The organism is Senimuribacter intestinalis, assembly GCF_943192965.1.
GTDB classification, from domain to species: Bacteria; Bacillota; Clostridia; order Peptostreptococcales; family Anaerovoracaceae; genus Senimuribacter; species Senimuribacter intestinalis.
On the sequence record NZ_CALPCF010000002.1, the window covers coordinates 1 to 21253 of the forward strand.

The 21253-nt window shown below is 45.4% G+C and carries 18 protein-coding genes and 1 tRNA gene; 14 read left to right on the forward strand and 5 right to left on the reverse strand.

Going from position 1 to position 21253, the window contains the following annotated elements; genetic code table 11:
* Positions 1-211 (reverse strand): hypothetical protein (locus NFR88_RS02060; protein WP_251613188.1); only part of this gene is annotated, 211 nt, incomplete at its 3' end.
* Positions 212-361: 150 nt separating this feature from the next.
* Here NFR88_RS02060 and NFR88_RS02065 point away from each other — a divergent pair.
* Positions 362-1141 (forward strand): hypothetical protein, encoded by a 780-nt coding sequence (locus NFR88_RS02065; RefSeq protein WP_160202027.1) that lies wholly within the window; start codon positions 362-364, stop codon positions 1139-1141.
* A gap of 66 nt (positions 1142-1207) precedes the next feature.
* Here NFR88_RS02065 and abc-f read toward each other — a convergent pair whose 3' ends face one another.
* Together abc-f and NFR88_RS02075 are read right to left on the reverse strand one after the other, a co-directional pair.
* Complete coding sequence (gene abc-f, locus NFR88_RS02070) at positions 1208-2764, reverse strand: ribosomal protection-like ABC-F family protein (protein WP_251613191.1); 1557 nt, start codon at positions 2762-2764, stop codon at positions 1208-1210.
* 368 nt (positions 2765-3132) lie between these two features.
* Positions 3133-3798 (reverse strand): helix-turn-helix transcriptional regulator, encoded by a 666-nt coding sequence (locus NFR88_RS02075; protein ID WP_160202025.1) that lies wholly within the window; start codon positions 3796-3798, stop codon positions 3133-3135.
* A gap of 192 nt (positions 3799-3990) precedes the next feature.
* Between NFR88_RS02075 and NFR88_RS02080 the strand changes: the two genes are divergently transcribed.
* From NFR88_RS02080 to NFR88_RS02140, 13 genes are all read left to right on the forward strand, one after another.
* Positions 3991-4902, forward strand: coding sequence for a bifunctional enoyl-CoA hydratase/phosphate acetyltransferase (locus NFR88_RS02080; protein ID WP_251613193.1), 912 nt, complete (start codon positions 3991-3993; stop codon positions 4900-4902).
* On the forward strand, positions 4903-5973 hold the full coding sequence (gene buk / locus NFR88_RS02085; RefSeq protein ID WP_251613195.1) for a butyrate kinase: 1071 nt from the start codon (positions 4903-4905) through the stop codon (positions 5971-5973).
* 89 nt (positions 5974-6062) lie between these two features.
* A tRNA-Val gene (locus tag NFR88_RS02090) sits at positions 6063-6138 on the forward strand.
* Between the two features lie 441 nt (positions 6139-6579).
* Positions 6580-7965, forward strand: a complete 1386-nt coding sequence (locus NFR88_RS02095) for a sigma-54 interaction domain-containing protein (RefSeq protein WP_251613197.1) — start codon at positions 6580-6582, stop codon at positions 7963-7965.
* 184 nt (positions 7966-8149) lie between these two features.
* On the forward strand, positions 8150-9103 hold the full coding sequence (locus NFR88_RS02100) for a dimethylarginine dimethylaminohydrolase family protein (RefSeq protein ID WP_161908312.1): 954 nt from the start codon (positions 8150-8152) through the stop codon (positions 9101-9103).
* 15 nt (positions 9104-9118) lie between these two features.
* Positions 9119-10063 (forward strand): dimethylarginine dimethylaminohydrolase family protein, encoded by a 945-nt coding sequence (locus tag NFR88_RS02105; RefSeq protein WP_251613199.1) that lies wholly within the window; start codon positions 9119-9121, stop codon positions 10061-10063.
* 11 nt (positions 10064-10074) lie between these two features.
* On the forward strand, positions 10075-11811 hold the full coding sequence (locus tag NFR88_RS02110) for a M28 family peptidase (protein WP_251613201.1): 1737 nt from the start codon (positions 10075-10077) through the stop codon (positions 11809-11811).
* A gap of 18 nt (positions 11812-11829) precedes the next feature.
* Complete coding sequence (locus NFR88_RS02115; protein WP_160202018.1) at positions 11830-13527, forward strand: Na+/H+ antiporter NhaC family protein; 1698 nt, start codon at positions 11830-11832, stop codon at positions 13525-13527.
* Between the two features lie 144 nt (positions 13528-13671).
* Positions 13672-14610, forward strand: coding sequence for a ketopantoate reductase family protein (locus NFR88_RS02120; protein WP_160202017.1), 939 nt, complete (start codon positions 13672-13674; stop codon positions 14608-14610).
* 143 nt (positions 14611-14753) lie between these two features.
* On the forward strand, positions 14754-15479 hold the full coding sequence (locus NFR88_RS02125) for an NAD-dependent protein deacylase (protein ID WP_160202016.1): 726 nt from the start codon (positions 14754-14756) through the stop codon (positions 15477-15479).
* On the forward strand, positions 15476-16231 hold the full coding sequence (gene surE / locus NFR88_RS02130) for a 5'/3'-nucleotidase SurE (RefSeq protein ID WP_251613203.1): 756 nt from the start codon (positions 15476-15478) through the stop codon (positions 16229-16231). The genes NFR88_RS02125 and surE overlap by 4 nt, the downstream gene beginning before the upstream one ends.
* Entirely contained in the window at positions 16228-17163 is a 936-nt protein-coding gene (locus NFR88_RS02135) for a DUF2156 domain-containing protein (RefSeq protein WP_251613205.1), read from the forward strand. The genes surE and NFR88_RS02135 overlap by 4 nt, the downstream gene beginning before the upstream one ends.
* A gap of 117 nt (positions 17164-17280) precedes the next feature.
* A complete protein-coding gene (locus tag NFR88_RS02140; protein ID WP_160202013.1) occupies positions 17281-18462 on the forward strand; it encodes an acetyl-CoA C-acetyltransferase in 1182 nt (393 codons plus the stop codon).
* Positions 18463-18563: 101 nt separating this feature from the next.
* On the opposite strand, the gene NFR88_RS02145 is transcribed toward NFR88_RS02140, so the two are convergent.
* Positions 18564-19781 carry a helix-turn-helix transcriptional regulator gene (locus NFR88_RS02145; protein ID WP_160202012.1) on the reverse strand — a complete coding sequence of 406 codons (1218 nt, stop codon included), beginning with the start codon at positions 19779-19781 and terminating at the stop codon, positions 18564-18566.
* A gap of 62 nt (positions 19782-19843) precedes the next feature.
* Positions 19844-21253, reverse strand: coding sequence for a cytosine permease (locus NFR88_RS02150; protein WP_251613207.1), 1410 nt, complete (start codon positions 21251-21253; stop codon positions 19844-19846).

Sequence of the window (21253 nt, forward strand, 5' to 3'; positions counted from 1 at the left end):
CATAGCCAAACTGCCGTAAAAGTTCATTTGATAAAGATGCTCCCTCCATTGTCAATAACGAAAGAATCATTTTCTCACAATACTTATTCTCAAAAAAATCCCACACCACATTTTCTGTGATGTGAGATTTTCTTAACTTAATGCCATTGTTATAGATGCGCCTGGGCTTTTTACTTTTTTGCTTTTTTAGTACGCGATGGAGTGTATACATACTTGCGTGCTTTGCTTTGTTTCGGCACCAGTTACTTTGCAAGACCTCATCTGATTAGGAAGAAATATACATTTATGCAAAGAGATATTTGAATATTGCGCACAAGTGATATAAAATGTAGACATGTTGTAAAACAAAGGAGGGGATTTTTTGTATAACAGTAAAACTCATGTAGCGTATGAACTAAAGAGATTGTTAACGACAAAACGGCGTTATCAGGAAAGACTGGAGCAATTACCGCAGGGCTATTTGAAACTCTGCGCCTCTAATGGCAGACCGTATTACATGCGGCTCAAAGATGGACAGAAACAGTATTTAGGAAACGGTGCAAAAGAAGAAGTGCAGAAATTGCAGGAAAGACGATTTTTGGAAGTTACAATTCGGAATATAGAGTATAATCAGGGCTTGATGGAGCAGTATTTGGATCAATATCGTCCGACCGAGCCTCATGAGGTCATGCAGTCACTGCCGAAGGCGTATCAGAGGTATGATACGTACTGGGCAGAGGGGATACTGAATCCGAAGCAGTGGGAATTTGCTGATTACAACAAATCTAATTTTCATCCGGAGCATTTGACTCATAAAACGCAAAAAGGAGAATTTGTACGTTCAAAGTCAGAAGCTCTTATTGCGGACATTTTATATGAGCGAGGAATCCCATATCACTATGAAGAAAGGCTGCTGCTGGGCGATAAAACTGTTGTACCGGATTTCAAAGTTCTGGTGCGCAGTGAGAACCGGTTCAAGTTTTTAGAACACTGTACCATGATAGAGAATGAGCGCTATATTCGAAGCTTTATTTGGAAGATGCAGCAATACCAGGCACATGGATATTTACCGTGGCGGGATATTTTCTATACCTTTGATGATGTGGACGGCAGTATTGACACCTTCAGCATCAACAAAATGCTGGATCATTATTTTGAATAGTTCCGCATTTTAACTGGGGTTAGTTAAAATGCGGAACTCTCAAAGTAGTAATGCCGGAAAAGAAAATTACAGAAGCACTGTTTCCGTCGCCACATTATCGCAGAACGCTTTATCATGCTCGACAAAAATCATTGTCGGCTGAAATTGCAGAAGCAGATTTTCTATCTGCATGCGGGATAAAACGTCGATGTAGTTGAGCGGTTCGTCCCAGATGTACAGATGAGCGTTTTCGCAGAGACTTGCGGCGAGAAGGACTTTTTTCTTCTGGCCTTCACTGTAGTCCTCTATATTTTTCTCAAATTGAAGTCTGCTGAAGTCGAGTTTTCGCAGAATAGTTTTCAGCAGAGTAATATCAATGCTGCGGCGTGAGGCATAAGTATCCAGCGTACCGCAAAGACCTGCTGTGGTCTGCGGTACATAGGAAATGACAAGTCTGCTGCCGACGTGCAGATTCCCGGTGAATTCGGGGAGACTGACAGGCGCTTCGTCTGTTACAGCAGCAAAGGTGCTTTCTGCAGCTTGCAAAATCAGCTTCAAAATGCTGGACTTGCCACAGCCGTTAGGTCCCTGCAGTGCAATTCTGTCGCCGCGTTTGACAGTAAAAGATTTCTTGTTAAAAACTGGGAACGCTGTTGAATCCGCAGAGTCCAGGTAAAACCCGCTTACGTGATCTAAGGTAACCAGTACATCCGTGTGATAGGTTAGAGGATGGATTTTCAGGTCGTCTGCGCGCTCAATATTTTTCAAAAGAGAAGATTTTGAATTGATAGCTGCTTCCTTTCTTATCGCTGCCGCCTTGGAACGTTTCATCATTTTAGCGGACTGGGCGCCGATGTGACCTTTGTCAGGTTTGACACCTGCCTGACCGCCGGTACCGCCGGTTTTTCGCTTTTCAATAGTATCAGACCAGGCAGCAGTGCGGCGTGCGGCGGCTTCCATAGATTTTATCTGTCTGGTTAGCTTTTCGTTTTCAGCCATTTCGTAGCTGTCCTGCAGCTCCTTATTGTAGAGCCATGAGGAGAAATTTCCTTTTTGAATTTCGATATTTGTTTTGTTGATGGACAGAATGTGGTCCACGCAGGCGTCTAAAAAAAGACGGTCATGGGAAACCAGAATGAAGCCCCGCTTTTTCTGCAGATATTTGGCAAGGATTTCTCTGCCATGCATGTCCAGGTGGTTGGTCGGTTCGTCGATGAGAAGAAAGCCGTCCTCCCTTAGAAACAAAGCAGCTAGCTGCACTTTGGCTTTTTCGCCGCCGGACAGAGAAGTATACGGGCGATATAGAATATCGTCGGAAGTTTTCAGATAGTTGAGCTCGCGGGAAAGCTGCCAGTATTCATAATTTGGCACAATCTGATCGACGATGTCCAGCGTCAGGCGGTTTGTGTCATCGGCAGTCTGAGGCGTAAAGGGAAAATAGCTGAAAGTTACTTTGGAAGAAATTTGACCCTCATAAGAATATTTTCCCAGAAGCAGATTTAGGAACGTGGTCTTTCCCCTGCCATTTCGACCGGTAAATCCCAGTTTCCAGTTCGTATCCATTTGAAAGCTGACATTTTTAAAAATCGTATCGTAACTGCCATCGTAGGCGAAAGTTAAATTGTTTATACTTATTAAAGACATAAATATGCACCTCCTGGTATTCATACAATAAAATAAGCTGCAAGAAAGTATCTCACAGCTTATAAATATTGCAAAGCTAAGGAACGCGGCGCAAAGGCAGCACCGGTAGTTCTTTATAAAGGCAGCATATATTTATTCTCAAAGATGGGTAACTTTCTCGCAGACTGCATGAGAAATAAAGCGGCAGGTGACTACCGTCTTAAAATAAACTTCTTCATGCATGATTAAACTAGCAAGAAATGTTACGCATCTTTTCACCTCAAATCTTTAGATATTTTAGTTCACACAAAGGTGGTAAACAGACAAGCAATCTGCTGCTGTCCGTATCCAAAGGCTATTATAACAAATTCGCCAAAGAAAAGAAAGCCTTATTTTTCTTTTCCGCGAGCTTCCTCAAGATAATTGTAAAGGGTGAATTTTGAAATCCCAAGAAGTTCGCAGACTTTTTGACCGGATTTTTGAATCATAAAGACGCCGCGCTCGTCGAGGAATTGAAGCAGTTTAATCTTTGCGTCTTTATTCATTTTGTCCGGCGGCGTGCCGATAAATGCCAGCGCTTCTGTGATGATATTGTCCATCATGCCGTGAATGGATGACGGCTGCAGGTCGAATTCATTACCGTTGGTAGACAATACGCTGGTTTCGAACTGGCCTGATTCAGAAAGACCTTTTACGGCATTTTCCAGTGCAACCAAATCGGTAATATCCTGGTTGATACACAGAGAACTGTTCAGTGTGCCGTCTTCATCAAAAAAGTTGGCGGTTGAAGAACGAATAATCCGCCCGTTTGGAAGGTGGGAAATGTGACGAACCTTTTCAATGGATTTTCTGGGATGATTAACGTTCATGTATTTTAGGAAAGACTGTGTCGGTGCATCGCCGATGGTTCTGCCGGTCACGTGGCCGTTGACTATATAGACGATGGTATGATCCAGCTCTCCGGTAAAGTCGTGTATAACTACTTCTGCAGCAGAGCCGAACTGAGCGGCAACTAAATCTGCAATCTGTTTCAGCTGGTCGAAATTATTAACCATACAGCAACACTCTCCTTTAAGCTTTGTTCAAAAATATACTTTATTATACCAATTTTTTTGCGTTTTCGCAAGATGCCAAACAAAAAGTTAGGAGGTCAAAAAAATAATTTGACCAGGTACAGTAAATGTGATATGCTTAACATAAGATAAATTACATGCAATATGCAATCCGTACGGCAGGAGGAAAAGACTATGGCATTTAAAGATTTTGAGGAATTAGAAAAGAGCTTTCACGCAGCGGGAAAGAAGACCGTTGCAGTGGCGGCAGCGCAGGACAAATCTGCTTTAACTGCGGTGAGACAGTGCAGAAAGGAAGGTTTAGTTGATGCCATTTTAATTGGTGATGAGGCTCTGATTCGTGAAGAAATCAAAGCTTTTGACGGTGACCTTGACGATTGTGAAATCATCGATGCTAAGACTTTGGAGGAAGCTGCGCAGAAGACTTGCCAGTGCGTCAGAGATGGAAAGGCGGACTTCATTCTAAAGGGCAAAATTGATACGGGGATTCTTTTGAAGGCCGTTGTAAAAGAGGAGAATGGTCTGCGTACAGGAAAGCTGATGAGCCATCTGGCATTTTTGAAAATTCCAAATTACCACAAGCTGATTGTACTGACCGACAGCGGCATGGTTCTTTATCCGACCCTGGAACAGAAGAAGGAAATTATCGAAAATGCTGTTGAAAATCTTTGCAATATGGGATATGATACGCCAAAGGTCGGACTTTTGGCAGCGATAGAGAAGGTCAATCCCAAGCAGCCGGAGACTGTGGATGCGGCCGCTTTGACCGAAATGTATAAAAATGGAGAAATCACAGGATGTATTGTGGAGGGGCCTCTTTCTTATGATATTTTGATGAGCAGGCAGTCGGCACACAAGAAGGGGTTTGACAGTGAACTGGTAGGCGACGCTGATGTGCTGGTCGTGCCTGATATGCCGTGCGGCAATATTCTCGGAAAGGCGCTTCTCTTCTCGGCAGGTGCTGATATGGCGGGGCTGATTGTCGGAGCAAAGGTGCCCATCGCTCTGACTTCAAGAGGCGCTACAGAGAAGGAAAAGAGACAGTCGCTGCTTCTGGCTGCGGCGTGTGCGAAAGGAGACAAATAAATGGCTGAATATATTCTGGTAATCAACCCGGGTTCTACTTCTACGAAGGTTGCTGTCTTTGACGGCGAAAAGGAAGTACACTCCATGAACATCGACCATCCGGCGGAAGAGTTGAAAAAGTTTGTGGATATCAATGAGCAGCTGCCTTTCAGAAAAGTTGCCGTGATGAAATATTTGGAAAGTCAGTCGCTGAAGCCGTCTGATCTGGCTGGAATTGCAGCAAGAGCCGGCGCTATCGGACAGCTGGAAAGCGGGGCGTATCTCATCGACGAGACCTTTGTAAATGCGTGCAGAACTTCCCAGATTCCGCACCCTGCTAATCTTTCGCCGATTATTGCCTATGAAATCGCAGAGGAGGCGGGAACCGGTATTTGCGGCTATGCTTATGACGCAGTTTGCGGCTGCGGCGTGCCGGATCCGATTTTTACCTATACCGGTGTGCCGGAAATCAAGAAACCCTTTTTTACTCATGTGCTCAACAGCCGCGCTGTTAGTATCGAGCAGGCGAAGAAAGACGGCATGAAATTAGAAGACACTACTTATATCGTTTGTCATTTGGGCGGAGGTGTTACCAGCAATCTAATTAAAGGTGGAAAAGTGTTGGATTTTGTCGGAGATGATGAAGGAGGCTTTTCGCCGGAACGTTCTGGCGGTGTGCCTTGCAGAGAACTTGTAAAGTTCTGCTTCAGGAGCGGACTTTCCGAAAAAGAAGTGCAGAAAAAGCTGAAGGGTCAGGGAGGGCTTACCGCTTACCTTGGAGTCAACGACGCCAGAGATGTAGAGCGCATGGCCTTTGAAGAAGGAAACGAAGAGGCGAAGCTTGTATATGACGCTATGATTATGCAGCTTTCCAAAGATATTGCAAGTTTAGCGCCTGTAGTGTGCGGCAAGGTGGATAAAATTATCTTGACAGGCGGCATGGCATATTCTTCCTATTTGACTGCGGAAATGGAAAAAAGAGTCAGTTTTATCGCGCCGGTTTCTGTCAGCGCAGGAACCTACGAGATGGAAGCGCTGGCAAAGGGCATTCATCGGGTGCTTGCAGGAGAGGAACAGGCGCAAGTTCTGTAAATAACCGGATACGGGAAGCCAGTGCAGCGGCAGATTAGAGTTGCCTAACTGCACTGGCGTATGTTATACTGAGAAAGCAATTTAGCTGTGATTTGTTAGCTCAGCTGGGAGAGCACTTGGGTGACAACCAAGAGGTCGGCAGTTCGAGCCTGCCACAAATCACCAAATTATTAAGAACCAAGGTTTGCGAGTTAGCATTCCTTGGTTTTTGTTTGGCCAACGCGCCGCACGCAGCTAACAAAACCGGGTTGTGCATATAATTCGACGTTTTTCTCAATATATGCACGTTTAGAGGAGAATCTGTGCATATATTTGAAGAAATTAGCGTAAATACGTATATCTTATAGTGTGCCATGCGATTTTTAACGGTAAATTGGCCGCGGACGTGCATATTTTAATTGATTTTTGAAAATTTACGTATGCCAGTGTGCATATTTTAGGGAGTTTTTTGAAATTTATGCACCGCGACCGAAGACGACCGTGGACGAGCAGACACGGAGCGGAGGTGCCGCCTGTATCTATCATAGCATCGATTTACATATTGACGATTTGCTTTACACCGCTGTATAATCAAAAATAAAAAGACTGCAGAGGGAGATGGATAACATGCTGAGAAGATATGCAGAGCAGATTTTGAATCTGTACAACTTCATTGACGGAATGATGATTGTCAATACAGACGCAAAGGTTGAATATTTTATTACATATCGACCTGACGTCAATCTTCTGAAGGAGCAGAATTTAATCGGGCGTTATCTTTTGGACATTTATCCCAGTCTGACGGAGGAGAACAGCAGCATTATCCGCGTTCTTCGCACGGGTAAACCGATTTTCAATGAGTATCAGGTTTTGAGCACCTATGATGGACAGAACCTTCGGGCGGTTAATACTACCTTGCCTATCAAAGAAGGAGATACCATCGTAGGGGTGGTGGATGTGTCACGATACATTGATTCTGATATCGAGCGGCAGGACATCGTGTTACAGATAAAAGAAGCCGACGATGTGAAGACCATGTATACCATCGACGATATCGTCACTTCGTCCATGCAGATGGAGATTATCAAAGAGCGAATCGGCATGATTGCCGACACCGACTCATCTGTGCTCATCTACGGCGAAACCGGCACAGGAAAGGAACTGGTGGCGCAGTCTATTCATACTAGCAGCAAGCGAAAAAACCGCCGGTTTGTATCACAAAACTGTGCGTCTATCCCGGAAAACCTGCTGGAAAGCATCCTGTTTGGAACTGTAAAGGGCAGCTATACTGGCGCTGAGAACAGACCCGGACTCTTTGAAATGGCAGCGGGAGGCACTTTGTTTCTGGATGAAATTAATTCTATGGAGTGCAGCGTGCAGGCAAAGCTTCTCAAAGCCATCGAAGAAAAGCAGATTACCAGAGTCGGAGGGCTTTCTCCGATTCCCATCGATGTAAAGATTATTTCCGCAATCAATCAGCAGCCTATGGAGTGCATCAGAACCGGAAAGCTGAGAGAGGATTTGTTTTACAGACTCAGTGTGGTGCAGCTTTCACTGCCGCCGCTGCGTGAGCGGCTGAATGACCTGTTTTTTCTAGTCAGCCATTTTATCTCTATATATAATGAGAAAATGCACAGGAAGATTTTGGGTATTGATGAAGAAGTGGAACAACTTTTTAGAAGATATCCTTGGCCGGGCAACGTGCGCGAACTGAAAAATATCATCGAAGGGGCGTTTAACGTGACCAACGCTGCATTTATTCAGCTGAAAGACTTGCCGGAATATATGTTTACTGCGGCGAGAAGAGAGCCGGACTATATGACATCGGGCAAACCTGCTGTCGACCTGAACAATCCGGATTTTTCCATCGACAAAGCCTTGGCTGATTTTGAGGTCAGTCTCATTGAGAAAGCGCTGGCTCAGACCGGTACTATGAGTGATGCCGCAAAAAAGCTGAAAATATCCAAGCAGGCGCTGAACTATAAAATGAATAAATATGACATCAATCGCTGATGGTACGAAAAACTTTACAAAATAGTAAAGTTTTTTTTACTACTTGCGATAGGCTAAAGCCATAGAACGATGGAAACCGCTAATTTCAGCGGTTTTTATTTTTTTATAAATTGGCATAATAATTGCGGTTTATAAATACAAGTTGTGCAACGAGAAAGAAGTAAGAATAAATGAGGAGGTTGACATGAGTCAGGAACTTAAGAAATTTGATATTGACGCAATTCCGGGGGAACGATGGTTTCCGAAAGAGACAACCTTTGAGGAGGATATGAATCTTTACTGGGGAGACTGGGGCGTTGCGTCTGAGGTTGAAAAGCTGCGTGCGGTGCTTCTTCGCAGACCCGGCAAAGAAGTAGAAAACTTTGATGCAGCAGAGTACAGATTTTCTGATGAACCGGTTGATATCGAATTAATGAGAAAACAGCATGACCAAGTTGCGGATATTTATCGGGAGCATGGTGTCAAGGTTTACTACGTAGAGGAACAGAGAGAGGACCGACCGAATGCAATTTTTTGCAGGGATTTGATGTTTATGACACCGGAAGGTGCGATTATCACAAGACCTGGTATGGCAGCAAGACGCGGAGAAGAACGCTATATAGCAAAAGCCCTTGCGGATATCGGTGTGCCTATTGTAAGAACTATCAACGGAGACGGCATGTTTGAAGGTGCAAATGCAATGTGGGTGGACAGAAAAACTGTGGTTATTTCCACGGGAAGCCGCTGCAACAGAAGCGGATACGACCAGGTGGAAACAGAACTGAGAAGAATGGGTGTAACAGAAATCATTCACATGCAGCAGCCTTACAGCAATATTCATATCGATGGTCTGATGAACGCTGCCAGCAACGATGTTGTGATGGTTCATGCGTCACAGGTACCTTATGACGTGCTGGACGTTTTGAAAAAGAAAGGATACAAGATTTTGGAAGCACCATCTACAACAGAGGTGCGCGAAAGCTTTGGCTGCAACTTTGTAGCATTGGAGCCGGGACTGATTGTAATGCCGGAGGGAAATCCGAGATGTCAGTCGCTGCTTGAAGACAACGGAATCAAGGTAATTACTGTAGATATTTCAGAGATTATGAAGGGCAGAGGTGCGCTGCACTGCATAACCGCATTTTTGAAGAGAGGATAAGGAGAGGTATTTAGCATGACAGATAAGAAACGTGATATCGACGCAATTGCAGGGGAAAGATGGTTCCCGAAGGAATCTACTTTCATTGATGATATGAAGGACTTGTGGGGTGACTGGGGTGTATGCTCTGAGGTTGACCAGCTGAAGGCGGTTTTGATGCGTCGTCCGGGGCGGGAAATTGAAAACTTTGATTGGCAGGAAGCTCGCTTTAAAGCGGCAATCGATCCGGAAAAATTTCGTGCCCAGCATGACGGTCTTGCAGAAATTTACAGAGCTCACGGCGTCAACGTTCACTACATCGAAGAGCAGAGAGAGGATAAACCTAACGCGCTGTTTTGCAGAGACCTGGTACTGATGACACCGGAAGGGGCTATCGTAACAAGACCTGCTATGGAAGCAAGACGCGGCGAGGAAAGATATGCTGCAAAGACTCTTGCAGACCTTGGAGTTCCAATCATCAGAACCATTTGCGGCGACGCAACCTTTGAGGGAGCGATGGTGATGTGGGTTGATCGCCACACTGCAATTTTGGCAAGCGGCGTCAGGACCAACAGAAGCGGCTATGAAATGGTGGAATACGAACTAAAGCGCATGGGTGTAACAGAAATTCTGCACATGCAGGTACCTTACGGTCACGCCCATATCGATGGAAATCTCAACTTTGCAAGCCACGATGTTGCAATGATTCATGCGTCACAGGTGCCTTACGATGTGTGCGATGCTTTGAAGAAAAAAGGCATAAAGCTGCTGGAGTGCCCGTCCCAGACTGAAGCAAAGGAAAGCTTTGCAATTAACTTTGTAGCCCTGAAACCAGGACAGATTGTAATGCCGGCGGGAAATCCTAGAAGCCAAGAGCTTCTTGAGAAAAATGGAATCGAAGTTATTCCGGTTGAGTTTGATGAAGTTATGAAAGGATTCGGTGCAATTCACTGTTGTACTGCATTCTTAAAGAGAGGGTAAGGAGAAGTAATATGAGTATTTATGAAAAGCTGGCAGAAGAACTGTCACTGGACAGAATGTATGAAAATATGACTTATCTGGTGGATGAAGTCGGAGAGAGACTTTCCGGTTCGCCGCAAATGCGTAAAGCGACGGAATTCATCTGCGGAAAATTAAAGGAGTACGGTGTGGAAGCGCACATCGACCACTTCCCAATGTACCAGAGCTATCCGAAAGAAGCAACATTGACACTTCTTGCGCCGGAGAAAAAGGAAATTCCGGCAAGACCTGTATGTCATATTAAATCCACTTCAGCAGAAGGGCTCAGCGGGGAACTTGTTTATTTGGGAAGCGGTGCCTACGAGGACTATGAAGGAAAGGACGTGACTGGCAAAATCGTTCTGACCGACATGAACTGGAGTCCGGGCAGACCTGAAAAGGCAAGGATTGCCTGGGAAATGGGTGCAAAAGCTCTGATTATCATGAACTGGGGTAAGGCAGAAGACGGCCTGATTCAGATGGGTGCAGTTAAGGCCCAGTGGGGAAATCCGACACCGGACACAGAAAAGGATATTGTGGATTTGACTGTAATCAGCATTTCCAGAGCCGACGGTGAATATCTTGCAGGACTTTGTGAAAAGGGCGAAGTCAGCGTCCATCTGACGGCGGAAGCGACCAGAGAGTGGATTACTGCAGACCAGCCAATTGGCAGAGTTTACGGCGGAAAGAGTAGCGGCCAGTACGTACTTGTGGGAAGCCATGTGGACGCATGGGGAAAATCGGCAATCTGCAATGCGTCCGGCAATGCGCTGAATTTAGAACTCGCAAGGCTTTTTCAGAAACATAAAGATGAACTGAACCGCGACGTAGTATTTGTATTCTGGGACGGCCACGAAATCGCAGAGGGCGGCGGTTCCGCCTGGTATGCAGACAATTACTGGAAGGATATGAACGAAAACTGTCTGGCGTATATCAACATCGACAATCTGGCAATTAAGGGAACTACCATTCCAGGCGTGGAAGGACAGCCCGAACTGAAAGACTATCTGACCGGCGCAATCAAGGAAATCTGGGGTCAGGAAGGAGAGTGGCATCGGGCGTACAAAGGCGGCGGTGACTCCTCTTTCTTCGGTGTAGGCGTTCCGTACTGCTCCTTTGCAACAGAGTACACAGAAGAAAAGCTGGTAGAACTGAACTACGCATTTTACAGTCCATGGCTGCACAGCGACTCTGACACCATTGACAAATTGGACAGAGACCTGCTTTTGGGACACGGAAAATATTTTGCGTATATCATCGAAGGCATGGTCAATGCAGACCGTGTTCTTTACGATTTAAAGGCGTTAGCAGATGACACCAGAGAGCAGTGGAGCCAGATTAAGGTGCTTAGCGGCCGTGGTGCGGATTTAATCTCTGAACTGGGTGAAACTGTTGAGGAATATGCAAAGGCGCTGGAAGCCCTCTGGGATTTACGCAATCAGGAGGGATTCGCAGAGGAATACGACCGTCTGGCGCTGCTTTGCGAGAGACAGACTGCAATGCTGCGCTGCTACTCGGGCCGCTACGGACAGGACTCCTGCTGCGCGCTGCAGACAGAAAATCCAATACCGGCCTTGGCGCACGCTCTTGCAAAATACAAAAGGGCAGAGGAAGGTTCTCACGAATATTACCTGTGGGAAACGCAGATTCTGCGCGTAAAACACATGGTTTATGATGCAATGTATTACTCCAAAGAGCTGATACAGCGTGGCATACTGAAGACAAAATAATAAAAAGGAGGAAAGGCAATGAAAGGAAAAAGTATCTCTAATCGGAGATGGTTTCTTGCGGCAGCTTTCCTCATCGGCATGCTGGTATTGACCCAGTTTGCCTTTGGGGAAGACGGAGAGGAAACGCAGTATTTTGGCGCGCTTTCTCTTATTACGCCGTTTATTGCAATTGTTTTATCGTTTATCACCAAACAGGTTGTGTTGTCGCTGGCAGCAGCAGTATTTGCAGGTGCAACTATCATCAATGGAGGAAATATTTTTGAGGGCTTTCTGCGCACCTGTGACACATACTTTGTAGGTACTGTAGCGGATTCTTGGAATGCGTCTTTGATGTTGTTTATTCTGGCTGTAGGCGGGATGATTGCCGTTATGAGCAGAATGGGAGGAATGCAGGCTATGGCTGTTGCCATGGCGAAAAAAGCACAGGGTACCAAAAATGTGTTGATCATGACTTGGATTTTGGGATTGATTATTTTCTTTGAAGATATTGCAAACTCCCTGATTGTAGGTCCGACCATGCGTCCTGTTGCTGACGAGGCAAAGGTTTCCAGAGAAAAGCTGTCGTATGTCATCGACTCTACGGCAGGTCCTGTAACCGATATGGCACCAATTTCTTCATGGGTTGCCCACGAAATTGGTATGATTACACTGGCATTTACCTCCATCAGCATGGAGGCCGCCAACGTATACGGAATTTTTCTGCAGACCATTCCGTACAGATTTTACAACATTTTTGCAATCGCAATGGTTATTATTGTAGTGCTCATGCAGAGAGACTACGGTCCGATGTACAAGGCAGAAAAGCGTGCAAGACTGACTGGAAAGCTTTACGCAGATAACGCAAAACCGATGATGAGTAAGGAACTGGATGCTATGAATGTAGCAGAAGGCGCACCGCTTCGCATTTACAATGCGGCAATTCCAATTTTGGTATTCATCTTTGTGACTGTTGCGGCACTGTGGTACACAGGCGGCGGTATGGATGCGGGCTTCACCTTGGAAGGCATTGCAACTGCATTTGGTAATACCGATGCAGCTTCCAGTATTCTGTATTCGGTTATCTTTACATCCATTTTGTGCATTATTATGGCAGTAGCGCAGAAAATCATGACTTTAAGAGAAGCCATCGATGTTTGGCTTGGCGGCTGCAAAGAGCTACTGTTCACCATCACAATTCTCATGCTGGCTTGGTCTACAGGCAGCGTCATGAGTGAGCTGGGAACAGGCGCATACATTTCCGGACTGGTAGGAACTGCAATTCCGGCACTTCTGCTTCCGGCACTTCTGTTTGTAATCGCTTGCGTGATGGCATTCTCCACAGGAACCTCTTATGGAACCAGCGGAATCATGATTCCGATTGCTTTTCCGATTGCTGTTGGAATGTCCGGCGGAGAAGTCGGATCCCTTGCTATCGTGACTATCGCAGCAGTAACTTGCGGCGCTGTCTTCGGCGACCACTGCTCGCCGATTTCTGATACGACAATCATGAGTTCCATGGGCTCTGCAGCAGATCTGATGGATCACGTAAAAACACAGATTCCGTATGCAATGACAGTAGCAGTTGTGGCAATTCTCGGATTTATTCTTGCGGCAGCAGGACTATCTCCGCTGATTATTCTTCCACTGGGCATTGTAGCTTTGGCAGTTATTGTAAGACTGATTGGCAAGAGCACTAAGCTTGAAGACCTCGAAAAAGAAGGATCGGAGTCAGTGTAAATGAAAAAGCTGAGTTTATAGAATTGAAAATCCCCAGGCCTAAGGCTTGGGGATTTTTTCGATGTATCGCGTCTCCATCTTGCCACGCCCGGCAAAAAACGATATAGTATATGATGGAAAAGAAACTCGAAAGGACGAGACAGCATGAAACGGATTGAAAAGATACAGTTTATCGGCATGGGAGCGCTGGGCATTATGTTTGGTGATTTTCTGGCAGGGAAGATGGGCGCAGGGGCGGTGGCCTTTGTGGGAGATAAAAGGCGTACGGAGCGCTTTGAAAAAGAGGGTGCGTACTGCAACGAAAAGCCCTGCAGTTTTTCTATGATAGAGGCTGGAAAACAGGAGGTGGCGGATCTGCTGGTTTTTGCGGTAAAGGGTACAGCGCTTTCTGAGGCGGTAGAACTTGCAAAGGACTCTGTTGGTGAGGATACAACGATTATTTCTCTTCTCAATGGTATTTCCAGTGAAGAGGTATTGAGCGAAGCTTTTGGCGAGGAACACATCGTGTACACGGTGGCACAGGGTATGGACGCAACCAGGGAAGGCAACCATCTGATTTACAGTCACATGGGTGAGCTTAGGATTGGTGTACCGAAAGGGGAAGGCGCTGCATGTCAAAAGCAGCGGCAGCACTTGCAGCGGATTTGTCAGCTGTTTGACGGGGTGCAGTTTCCTTATACGAAGGAAGATGATATTTTGCGCAGGATTTGGAGCAAGTGGATGCTCAATATAGGCTGCAATCCGACAGCGATGATTCTGGAAGGCACTTTTGGCACGCTGCAGACCGGCGGCAGTGGTCATCAGCTGGCGGTAGAAGCTATGAGCGAGGTAATTCCTGTTGCCAATGCAGAAGGCGTGGATTTGAATGAGACAGATTTACAGGAATATATTAATCTGCTGGATTCACTTAATCCGCAGGGCATGCCGTCTATGCGGCAGGACGGGCTGGCAAAGCGTTACTCTGAGGTAGAACTTTTTAACGGTGCGCTTATTGCAAAGGCGAGAAAGCACGGCATTGCGGTTCCGACTACGGAAATGGTATACCAAAGAGTAAAGGAAATCGAAGCGGGATACGAGAAATAGTACAGAATCTAACCTGTTTTTTCTGTGGGGTTTGTGGTATAATTATATAGTTAAGGTAATGCCAGCACGTTTTTAATAGTGTGGTTTAAGCACAGCTGAAACCTGACTGCATTTCGCCTTTGAAAGCTTTGGAGGTAACCATAATGGATGAAAGATTAAAGAAAGTTATTGACGAAAGTGAGAACATCGTATTTTTTGGAGGAGCAGGGGTGTCCACAGAAAGTAATATTCCGGATTTTCGCTCCGAAAGTGGGCTTTATCATGCGCAGCAGAAATACGGGTATTCTCCGGAAACGATGCTGTCGCATTCATTTTATAGAAATCATACAAAGGAGTTTTTTGCATATTATAGGGAAAATCTTCTTTATCCAAAGGCGCAGCCAAATCAGGCGCATCTGACTTTGGCGAAGCTGGAGGAGATGGGTAAGCTGAAGGCTGTGGTGACTCAGAACATCGACGGGCTTCACCAGAAAGCGGGCAGCAAGAAGGTTTACGAACTTCACGGCAGCGTTCTTCGCAACTACTGCGAAAAGTGCGGCGCTTTCCACGATATGGACTATATGCTGGACGATGTTAACTGTGAGGATGGTATTCCCAGGTGCAGCTGCGGTGGTATCATGAAACCGGACGTCGTCCTTTACGAGGAAATGCTGGATGATGACTGCATCAACGGTGCAGTTGCGGCGATTTCCGAAGCGGATACCCTGATTATCGGAGGTACGTCTCTGGTGGTATATCCGGCGGCGGGACTGATCAACTATTTCCGGGGAAAGAACTTGGTGTTGATTAACAAATCAGAAACTCCTTATGATGGGAGAGCAAATCTGGTGATTTACGATTCGATTGGAAAGGTAATGGATTGGGCATGAATATTTTAGTAGTAAATGATGACGGGATTGAGGCTGCAGGTTTTGCGGCACTGGTGAAGGCGCTGTCTGAAGTAGCGGATGTGTACGTGTGCGCACCGGAAAGTCAGCGCAGTGCAAGGAGCCACTCTATCACCCTAGGGCAGGATGTAATCATCGAAAAAACGGAGTTTCCTGGAGCAAAGGCTGCTTATAAGATCAGCGGAACGCCGGCGGACTGCACCAAAATCGGGCTGCAGTTTTTTGCAGAGGCGGGAGCACCAATTGATATGGTTTATTCCGGCATCAACATGGGAAGCAATCTTGGCAGAGACACCCTGTATTCGGGAACTATTGGCGCGGCGGCAGAAGCGGCGCTCAGCGGTGTTCATGCGGTGGCTGTTTCGGTAGACGACCATGACGCGGTTTACTTTGATGTAGCTTGTTGCCTGGCGAAAGAGGCAATCGACCTGGTATACGGCAAACTGGATAAGTCGGTGGTACTGAGCATCAATGTGCCAAATTTACCGAAAGGACAGATTCGGGGAATAAAATACGTTCCTCTTGGAAACACAAGATATTATGACGATAAATTTCATCTGGTGGAGGGCAGCAGATATACCTTGTCAGGACAGCCGGGTGACTATGTAAAGCCGGGTGAGGAGAACGACCTTTCCGCCGTGGCTGAAAACTATGCGGTTATCACGCCGCTGCAGATGGACTTTACAGACTACGAGAGTTTAGAGCAAATAAAGAAATGGAGCCTTAGTTTATGAACATTTTCAAACATTGTTTTGAAGATATGACAGGAGAAGATATACGTATTTTAAAAGAGTATTTTCATGGATTTGACTATCGTGGAGCAGGGTATACCTTCCTAGCTAACTACATTTGGAGAAATACCCACTGCCTTTGCTGGGAGGTCATCGGAGACTACCTGTTTCTGGCTGGCGCAGACTGCATGATTGGAGAGCCTAGTGCGGTGATTTCCATGCCTATGACAAAGAACGGGGTGTATGAACCCCAAAAGCTGCGTGAGGCTGTACTGGAGGCACGCAGCCGTTTTGAGAAGCGAAAAATTCCTTTCTCGATTGTGCTGGTACCTGTGCATATGCGGCAGTATCTGGAAGAGGCGTTTCCGGAGGAATTATCCTTCGAACACGATAGAGATTCCGATGAATATGTCTATTTGAAGGACAAGCTGATTTCTCTCAGTGGACGGGCGCTGCACAAGAAAAAGAACCATCTCAATTATTTTTTGAAAACCTACAGCTACGAGGCAAAGCCTATTGACCGCACTATGACCGCCGAGATTATGGAACTGGTTCGCAGCGTGAAAGCGGGCAGGGATTATGATGCAGACGAGCTTGAGAGCCTTCATATGGAGGAAGAAGCAATCGGCGAGGTGCTGAAGTTTGCTGAAGATGAAAGCGTTTATGGAACTGCGGTTTTCATCGATGGAAAAATAGAAGCATTCGCGATAGGAGAGAGGCTTTCTCAAAATACCGCTGTAGAACATTTTGAAAAGGCAAACGACAAATTTCGAGGGCTCTATCAACTTGTCTGCAGTGAATTTTGTAAAAGTCTGCCGGAGGAAGTCGTGTATGTGAATCGAGAGGAAGATATGGGTCTTGAAAACCTCCGCCATGCCAAGGAAGCGCTTAAGCCTGACCACATGGAAGAGAAATATACAGCTTGCTTTTTGTAGGCGGATATGGTACTATTAGAATGTGAATAATTTAACAAATGTTAAAACATTAACGTTCAAACGTTAAAATGTTAACGATAGCCAGAGATGGCGTTTATTTTAAGGAGGTACATATCAATGAGAGAAGTAGTAATTGCTAGTGCAGCTAGAACTCCAATCGGAAGTTTTGGCGGCAGTCTGAAAGGCGTTCCTACCAGACAGCTGGGTGCAATCGCAATCAAAGCTGCAGTAGAAAGAGCTGGAATCAAACCTGAACAGGTTGATGAAGTAATTATGGGCTGTGTATTACAGGGCGGCTTAGGTCAGAACGTGTCCCGTCAGATGGCTTTAGATGCAGGTCTTCCTAATGAAGTTCCTACAATGACAATCAATAAAGTTTGCGGTTCCGGTCTGCGTGCAGTAGAACTTGCTGCTCAGATTATCAAAGCAGGCGATGCTGATATCGTAATTGCTGGTGGTGCAGAAAATATGTCTGCTACAGCTTATGCTATGCCGGCTGCTAGATGGGGCGCAAGAATGAACAATACACAGATGGTTGACATGATGGTTAACGATGGTCTGTGGGATGCTTTCAACGGATATCACATGGGTATCACTGCTGAAAACGTTGCAGAGCAGTGGGGCATCACCAGAGAAGAACTGGATGAGTTTGCTGTGATTTCTCAGCAGAGAGCAGAGGCTGCTATCAAAGAAGGCAAATTCAAGGACGAAATCGTTCCTGTTGAAATTCCGCAGAGAAAAGGCGATCCAATCGTATTCGATACTGACGAATATCCTAAGTTCGGCGCTTCCATCGAAAAGATGGCAAAGCTGAAACCGGCTTTCAAGAAGGACGGTATCGTAACTGCTGCTAACGCTTCTGGTATCAACGATGCTGGTGCTGCTCTTGTTGTTATGTCCAAGGAAAAAGCTGACGAATTAGGAATTAAGCCTCTGTGCACAATCAAATCCTATGCTTCCGGCGGTGTAGATCCATCTATCATGGGTGTTGGTCCTGTTCCTGCGTCCAAGAAAGCTCTGGAAAAGGCTGGTCTGAAGATTGAAGATATCGACCTGGTAGAAGCAAATGAAGCTTTTGCTACTCAGTCCTTAGCAGTTAGAAAAGATTTAGGATTAGATCCTGAAAAGACCAACGTAAACGGCGGCGCAATCGCTTTAGGTCACCCAATCGGAGCTTCCGGCGCTAGAATCCTGATTTCCCTGATTTACGAAATGCAGAAGAGAGAAGACGCTAAATATGGTCTTGCTACTCTGTGTATCGGCGGCGGTATGGGAACTACTGTTATTGTTGAAAAATAATCGAAACATAGTTACTAAGAAAGGGCAGTCTGCAATGGACTGCCCCTTTTTTGTATAAGCGAAAACCCCGTGTTTCACACGGGGATGGTTTGTTGATGTTTTTACAGGATAACATACAGCTCGATGGTCCATTTTCCGCAGACAACGGCTTTTACTTCTGATTCTGCGGCGGTTAGGTGCCAAACTTCGCGTCTGGTGCCAATCAGCTTCTGCAGATAAGGGGACTGTTTTAAAAGCGCTGCCGCAGCCATACTTTCTACATGTTGGTTCAGACTGTCATCAATGTATAAAATGACACCTTTTTCCAAACCAGATGCACCTTCGAGGGTGAAGGTATAGGTTTTGGCATCTTCGTGGTAGCCGTGATACGTAAATCGTTTGATTTGCTGTCCATCCTGGGCAAGCGAGATTTTAATATTCGTTTGTCCAGTCTGTTTTCCAAGAGAAGATACAATTTTCTGCAGCTCTTCGATATCCCAATTTTCCTCCGTTACCTCCTGTGGTTTGCCTTTATACACCGATCGAAACTTTGATGGCGGACAGCCGAGAAAACTGGAAAATACCTGATTATAGTATCTTATAGAGGAAAAACCACTGGTTTCGGCGATATAGGTCAGCGTATAATCTGTATCTAGAAGCTGAATGACAGCATTAATCGTTCTGTAATAGTTAACGATTGTGTGAAAGTTTTTCTCCAGCTTTGCGGTAAACTCCCTGGACAAATAAGGGATACTCAGATATTCGCTTTGCGCGATATCTTTAAGTGAAATTTTGTTTGTTACGTTGGCAATCATATAGGAGCTGATGCGCTGAAATCGTTCTTTGCTGATATTTTCCTGCTGGTTTTCAGAAAAGATATGTCCTACATCGTCGAAATGCTCCATAATATAATGCAGCAGATTCAACGCTTTTTCATGGGCATCAGCAGATGAAATACCTTTGTGCGCATCCAAGGCAAAATATAGCAGCAGTGCGGCGAGTGAGTCTATATGCTCTTTTCTCGCGGCAGCGCCAAAGAAATTGCAGATGTTGCAGTTGTAGGTAACCCATTCAAAATTCATATTGGTGCACTGCAGAAGCTTATCATCAAAGCAAAAATATAGAACTCTGCAGGAATCGTTTTCTGCCTCCATCATAACAGGTTCTTTCACGTTGAGAATTTCAAGCTGTCCTTCATACAAGGTCTGCTTGCCTGCTACAGTTGAAAATTGTAATCGCCCTGACACAATATAGATTAAGGTCAGTTTTTTACAGATATGAAAAGGAATCTGACTGATGGAGGCGATTCCCAGTTTGCATATGCCTGGATAGTTTAACATATGAATCCTCCTTGTTAATTTCCCTAATTGCACTGCAGCAGCGTGTTTTTGCACATAAGATTCTAGTTTATTTCTGCTTGTGGATATTTTTTGATAATCCATGTCTTCATCAGAATAATATATAAAATTCCTGAGAGAAACAGATTGGCAAAGAATTGCGCGTCACCCAAATTCCAACAGATGACTGTTGTTGCAACAAGCGAGATGATTGCCGCCGGATTTATATTTTTGAAATATTTGTATTGACCGTTCAAGTCATATAAATCTTCCACGTTGATTTTTCTCTTTCTGAGAAAATAATAGTCGCTGATCATGATGCCTGCAACAGGCGCGAGAAGGTTTCCTATGATGACCAGAACGTTGGTCATAGATTCCGCAGCAGACCACGGACGCATTGCTAGACCGATGAGACCTGCAATCACTACACCCATTGCGAAAGAAATCTTTTTGGGAGCGGTGTTGGTAATGGTGTACGCCGCTGGAAACAGATTGGCAGTATCATTGGTACACCAAGTCGAGACAAGGATAAATAGCAGACAGATGATCAGCGCCAGATCACTTCTTCCAGCGTTGATTGCCACTAGGATTTTAGCCGGATCGCTGTAGCCTGTTGTGACAACACCGACAATCCCAATGAAGGTGTAGAATAATACTGCTGGAATGATGCCGATTAACTGTGACGGCAGATACTTTCGCGTGACTTTTCCGAGTGTAGATACTTCCTCTGGCGAAATGGTGCAGTCACGGGTAATATCCATAATCGAAATACTCATGGTTGTCCAGCCGCCTGTAAAGCTCAGCGCCGCAAACATGAAAGAGCATTCTTTTTCGGTCGAACCGGACATGGTCCAGATCTTTGCAAAAGAAAGACCAAAATCGGTAAACGCGACATAGGCAATGTAAATGCCTACGGCAATCAGCATTGGAACGGCCACTTGACTCAATCTGGTTACTGCTTTGATGCCTAATGTTGTATGCAGAATCTGTATTAGACCTACGATGATAATCCACAGGGTCAGGTTATCATATCCGAATCCTACATGAATGATTTCGTTCATGGCAGACGCGGCTACCCATGTCTGAAAACCGAACCAGAACATGGCGGGAACAGCTCTGAAATAAGGAATGATAATGGCGCCAGCATATCCAAAGGACGGTCTTAACGAAACAGCAAATGGAATCCCGTATTTTATGCCGATATCCTGCGTAAAGAATAAAATAATGAATAGCAGTAAATGGCCTACAAGACAGGCAAGCAGAACCTCCCAGGCAGGAATCATTTGGTATAGCTGTGCCGCTGACATAAAAATGGTTACTTCGATTGCCATGGCGAACCAAATCGCAATCAGCTTATTTGGTGTAACGGTTCTCTTATCATAAGGACATGGAAGGATATCTTTTCCGGTCAATACGCTGCTTTTCTGCTCGATATCCTTTATTTCCAGTATATCATATTTATTTTGTGCCTTCAT

Bases quoted from the DNA above. Each gene is read 5' to 3' on its own strand.
- abc-f (WP_251613191.1), bottom strand. From the start codon at position 2,764: ATGTCTTTAATAAGTATAAACAATTTAACTTTCGCCTACGATGGCAGT.
- NFR88_RS02145 (WP_160202012.1), bottom strand. From the start codon at position 19,781: ATGTTAAACTATCCAGGCATATGCAAACTGGGAATCGCCTCCATCAGT.
- NFR88_RS02125 (WP_160202016.1), top strand. From the start codon at position 14,754: ATGGATGAAAGATTAAAGAAAGTTATTGACGAAAGTGAGAACATCGTA.
- NFR88_RS02120 (WP_160202017.1), top strand. From the start codon at position 13,672: ATGAAACGGATTGAAAAGATACAGTTTATCGGCATGGGAGCGCTGGGC.
- NFR88_RS02150 (WP_251613207.1), bottom strand. From the start codon at position 21,253: ATGAAGGCACAAAATAAATATGATATACTGGAAATAAAGGATATCGAG.
- NFR88_RS02105 (WP_251613199.1), top strand. From the start codon at position 9,119: ATGACAGATAAGAAACGTGATATCGACGCAATTGCAGGGGAAAGATGG.
- NFR88_RS02110 (WP_251613201.1), top strand. From the start codon at position 10,075: ATGAGTATTTATGAAAAGCTGGCAGAAGAACTGTCACTGGACAGAATG.
- NFR88_RS02095 (WP_251613197.1), top strand. From the start codon at position 6,580: ATGCTGAGAAGATATGCAGAGCAGATTTTGAATCTGTACAACTTCATT.
- NFR88_RS02115 (WP_160202018.1), top strand. From the start codon at position 11,830: ATGAAAGGAAAAAGTATCTCTAATCGGAGATGGTTTCTTGCGGCAGCT.
- NFR88_RS02140 (WP_160202013.1), top strand. From the start codon at position 17,281: ATGAGAGAAGTAGTAATTGCTAGTGCAGCTAGAACTCCAATCGGAAGT.
- NFR88_RS02080 (WP_251613193.1), top strand. From the start codon at position 3,991: ATGGCATTTAAAGATTTTGAGGAATTAGAAAAGAGCTTTCACGCAGCG.
- NFR88_RS02075 (WP_160202025.1), bottom strand. From the start codon at position 3,798: ATGGTTAATAATTTCGACCAGCTGAAACAGATTGCAGATTTAGTTGCC.
- buk (WP_251613195.1), top strand. From the start codon at position 4,903: ATGGCTGAATATATTCTGGTAATCAACCCGGGTTCTACTTCTACGAAG.
- surE (WP_251613203.1), top strand. From the start codon at position 15,476: ATGAATATTTTAGTAGTAAATGATGACGGGATTGAGGCTGCAGGTTTT.
- NFR88_RS02100 (WP_161908312.1), top strand. From the start codon at position 8,150: ATGAGTCAGGAACTTAAGAAATTTGATATTGACGCAATTCCGGGGGAA.
- NFR88_RS02135 (WP_251613205.1), top strand. From the start codon at position 16,228: ATGAACATTTTCAAACATTGTTTTGAAGATATGACAGGAGAAGATATA.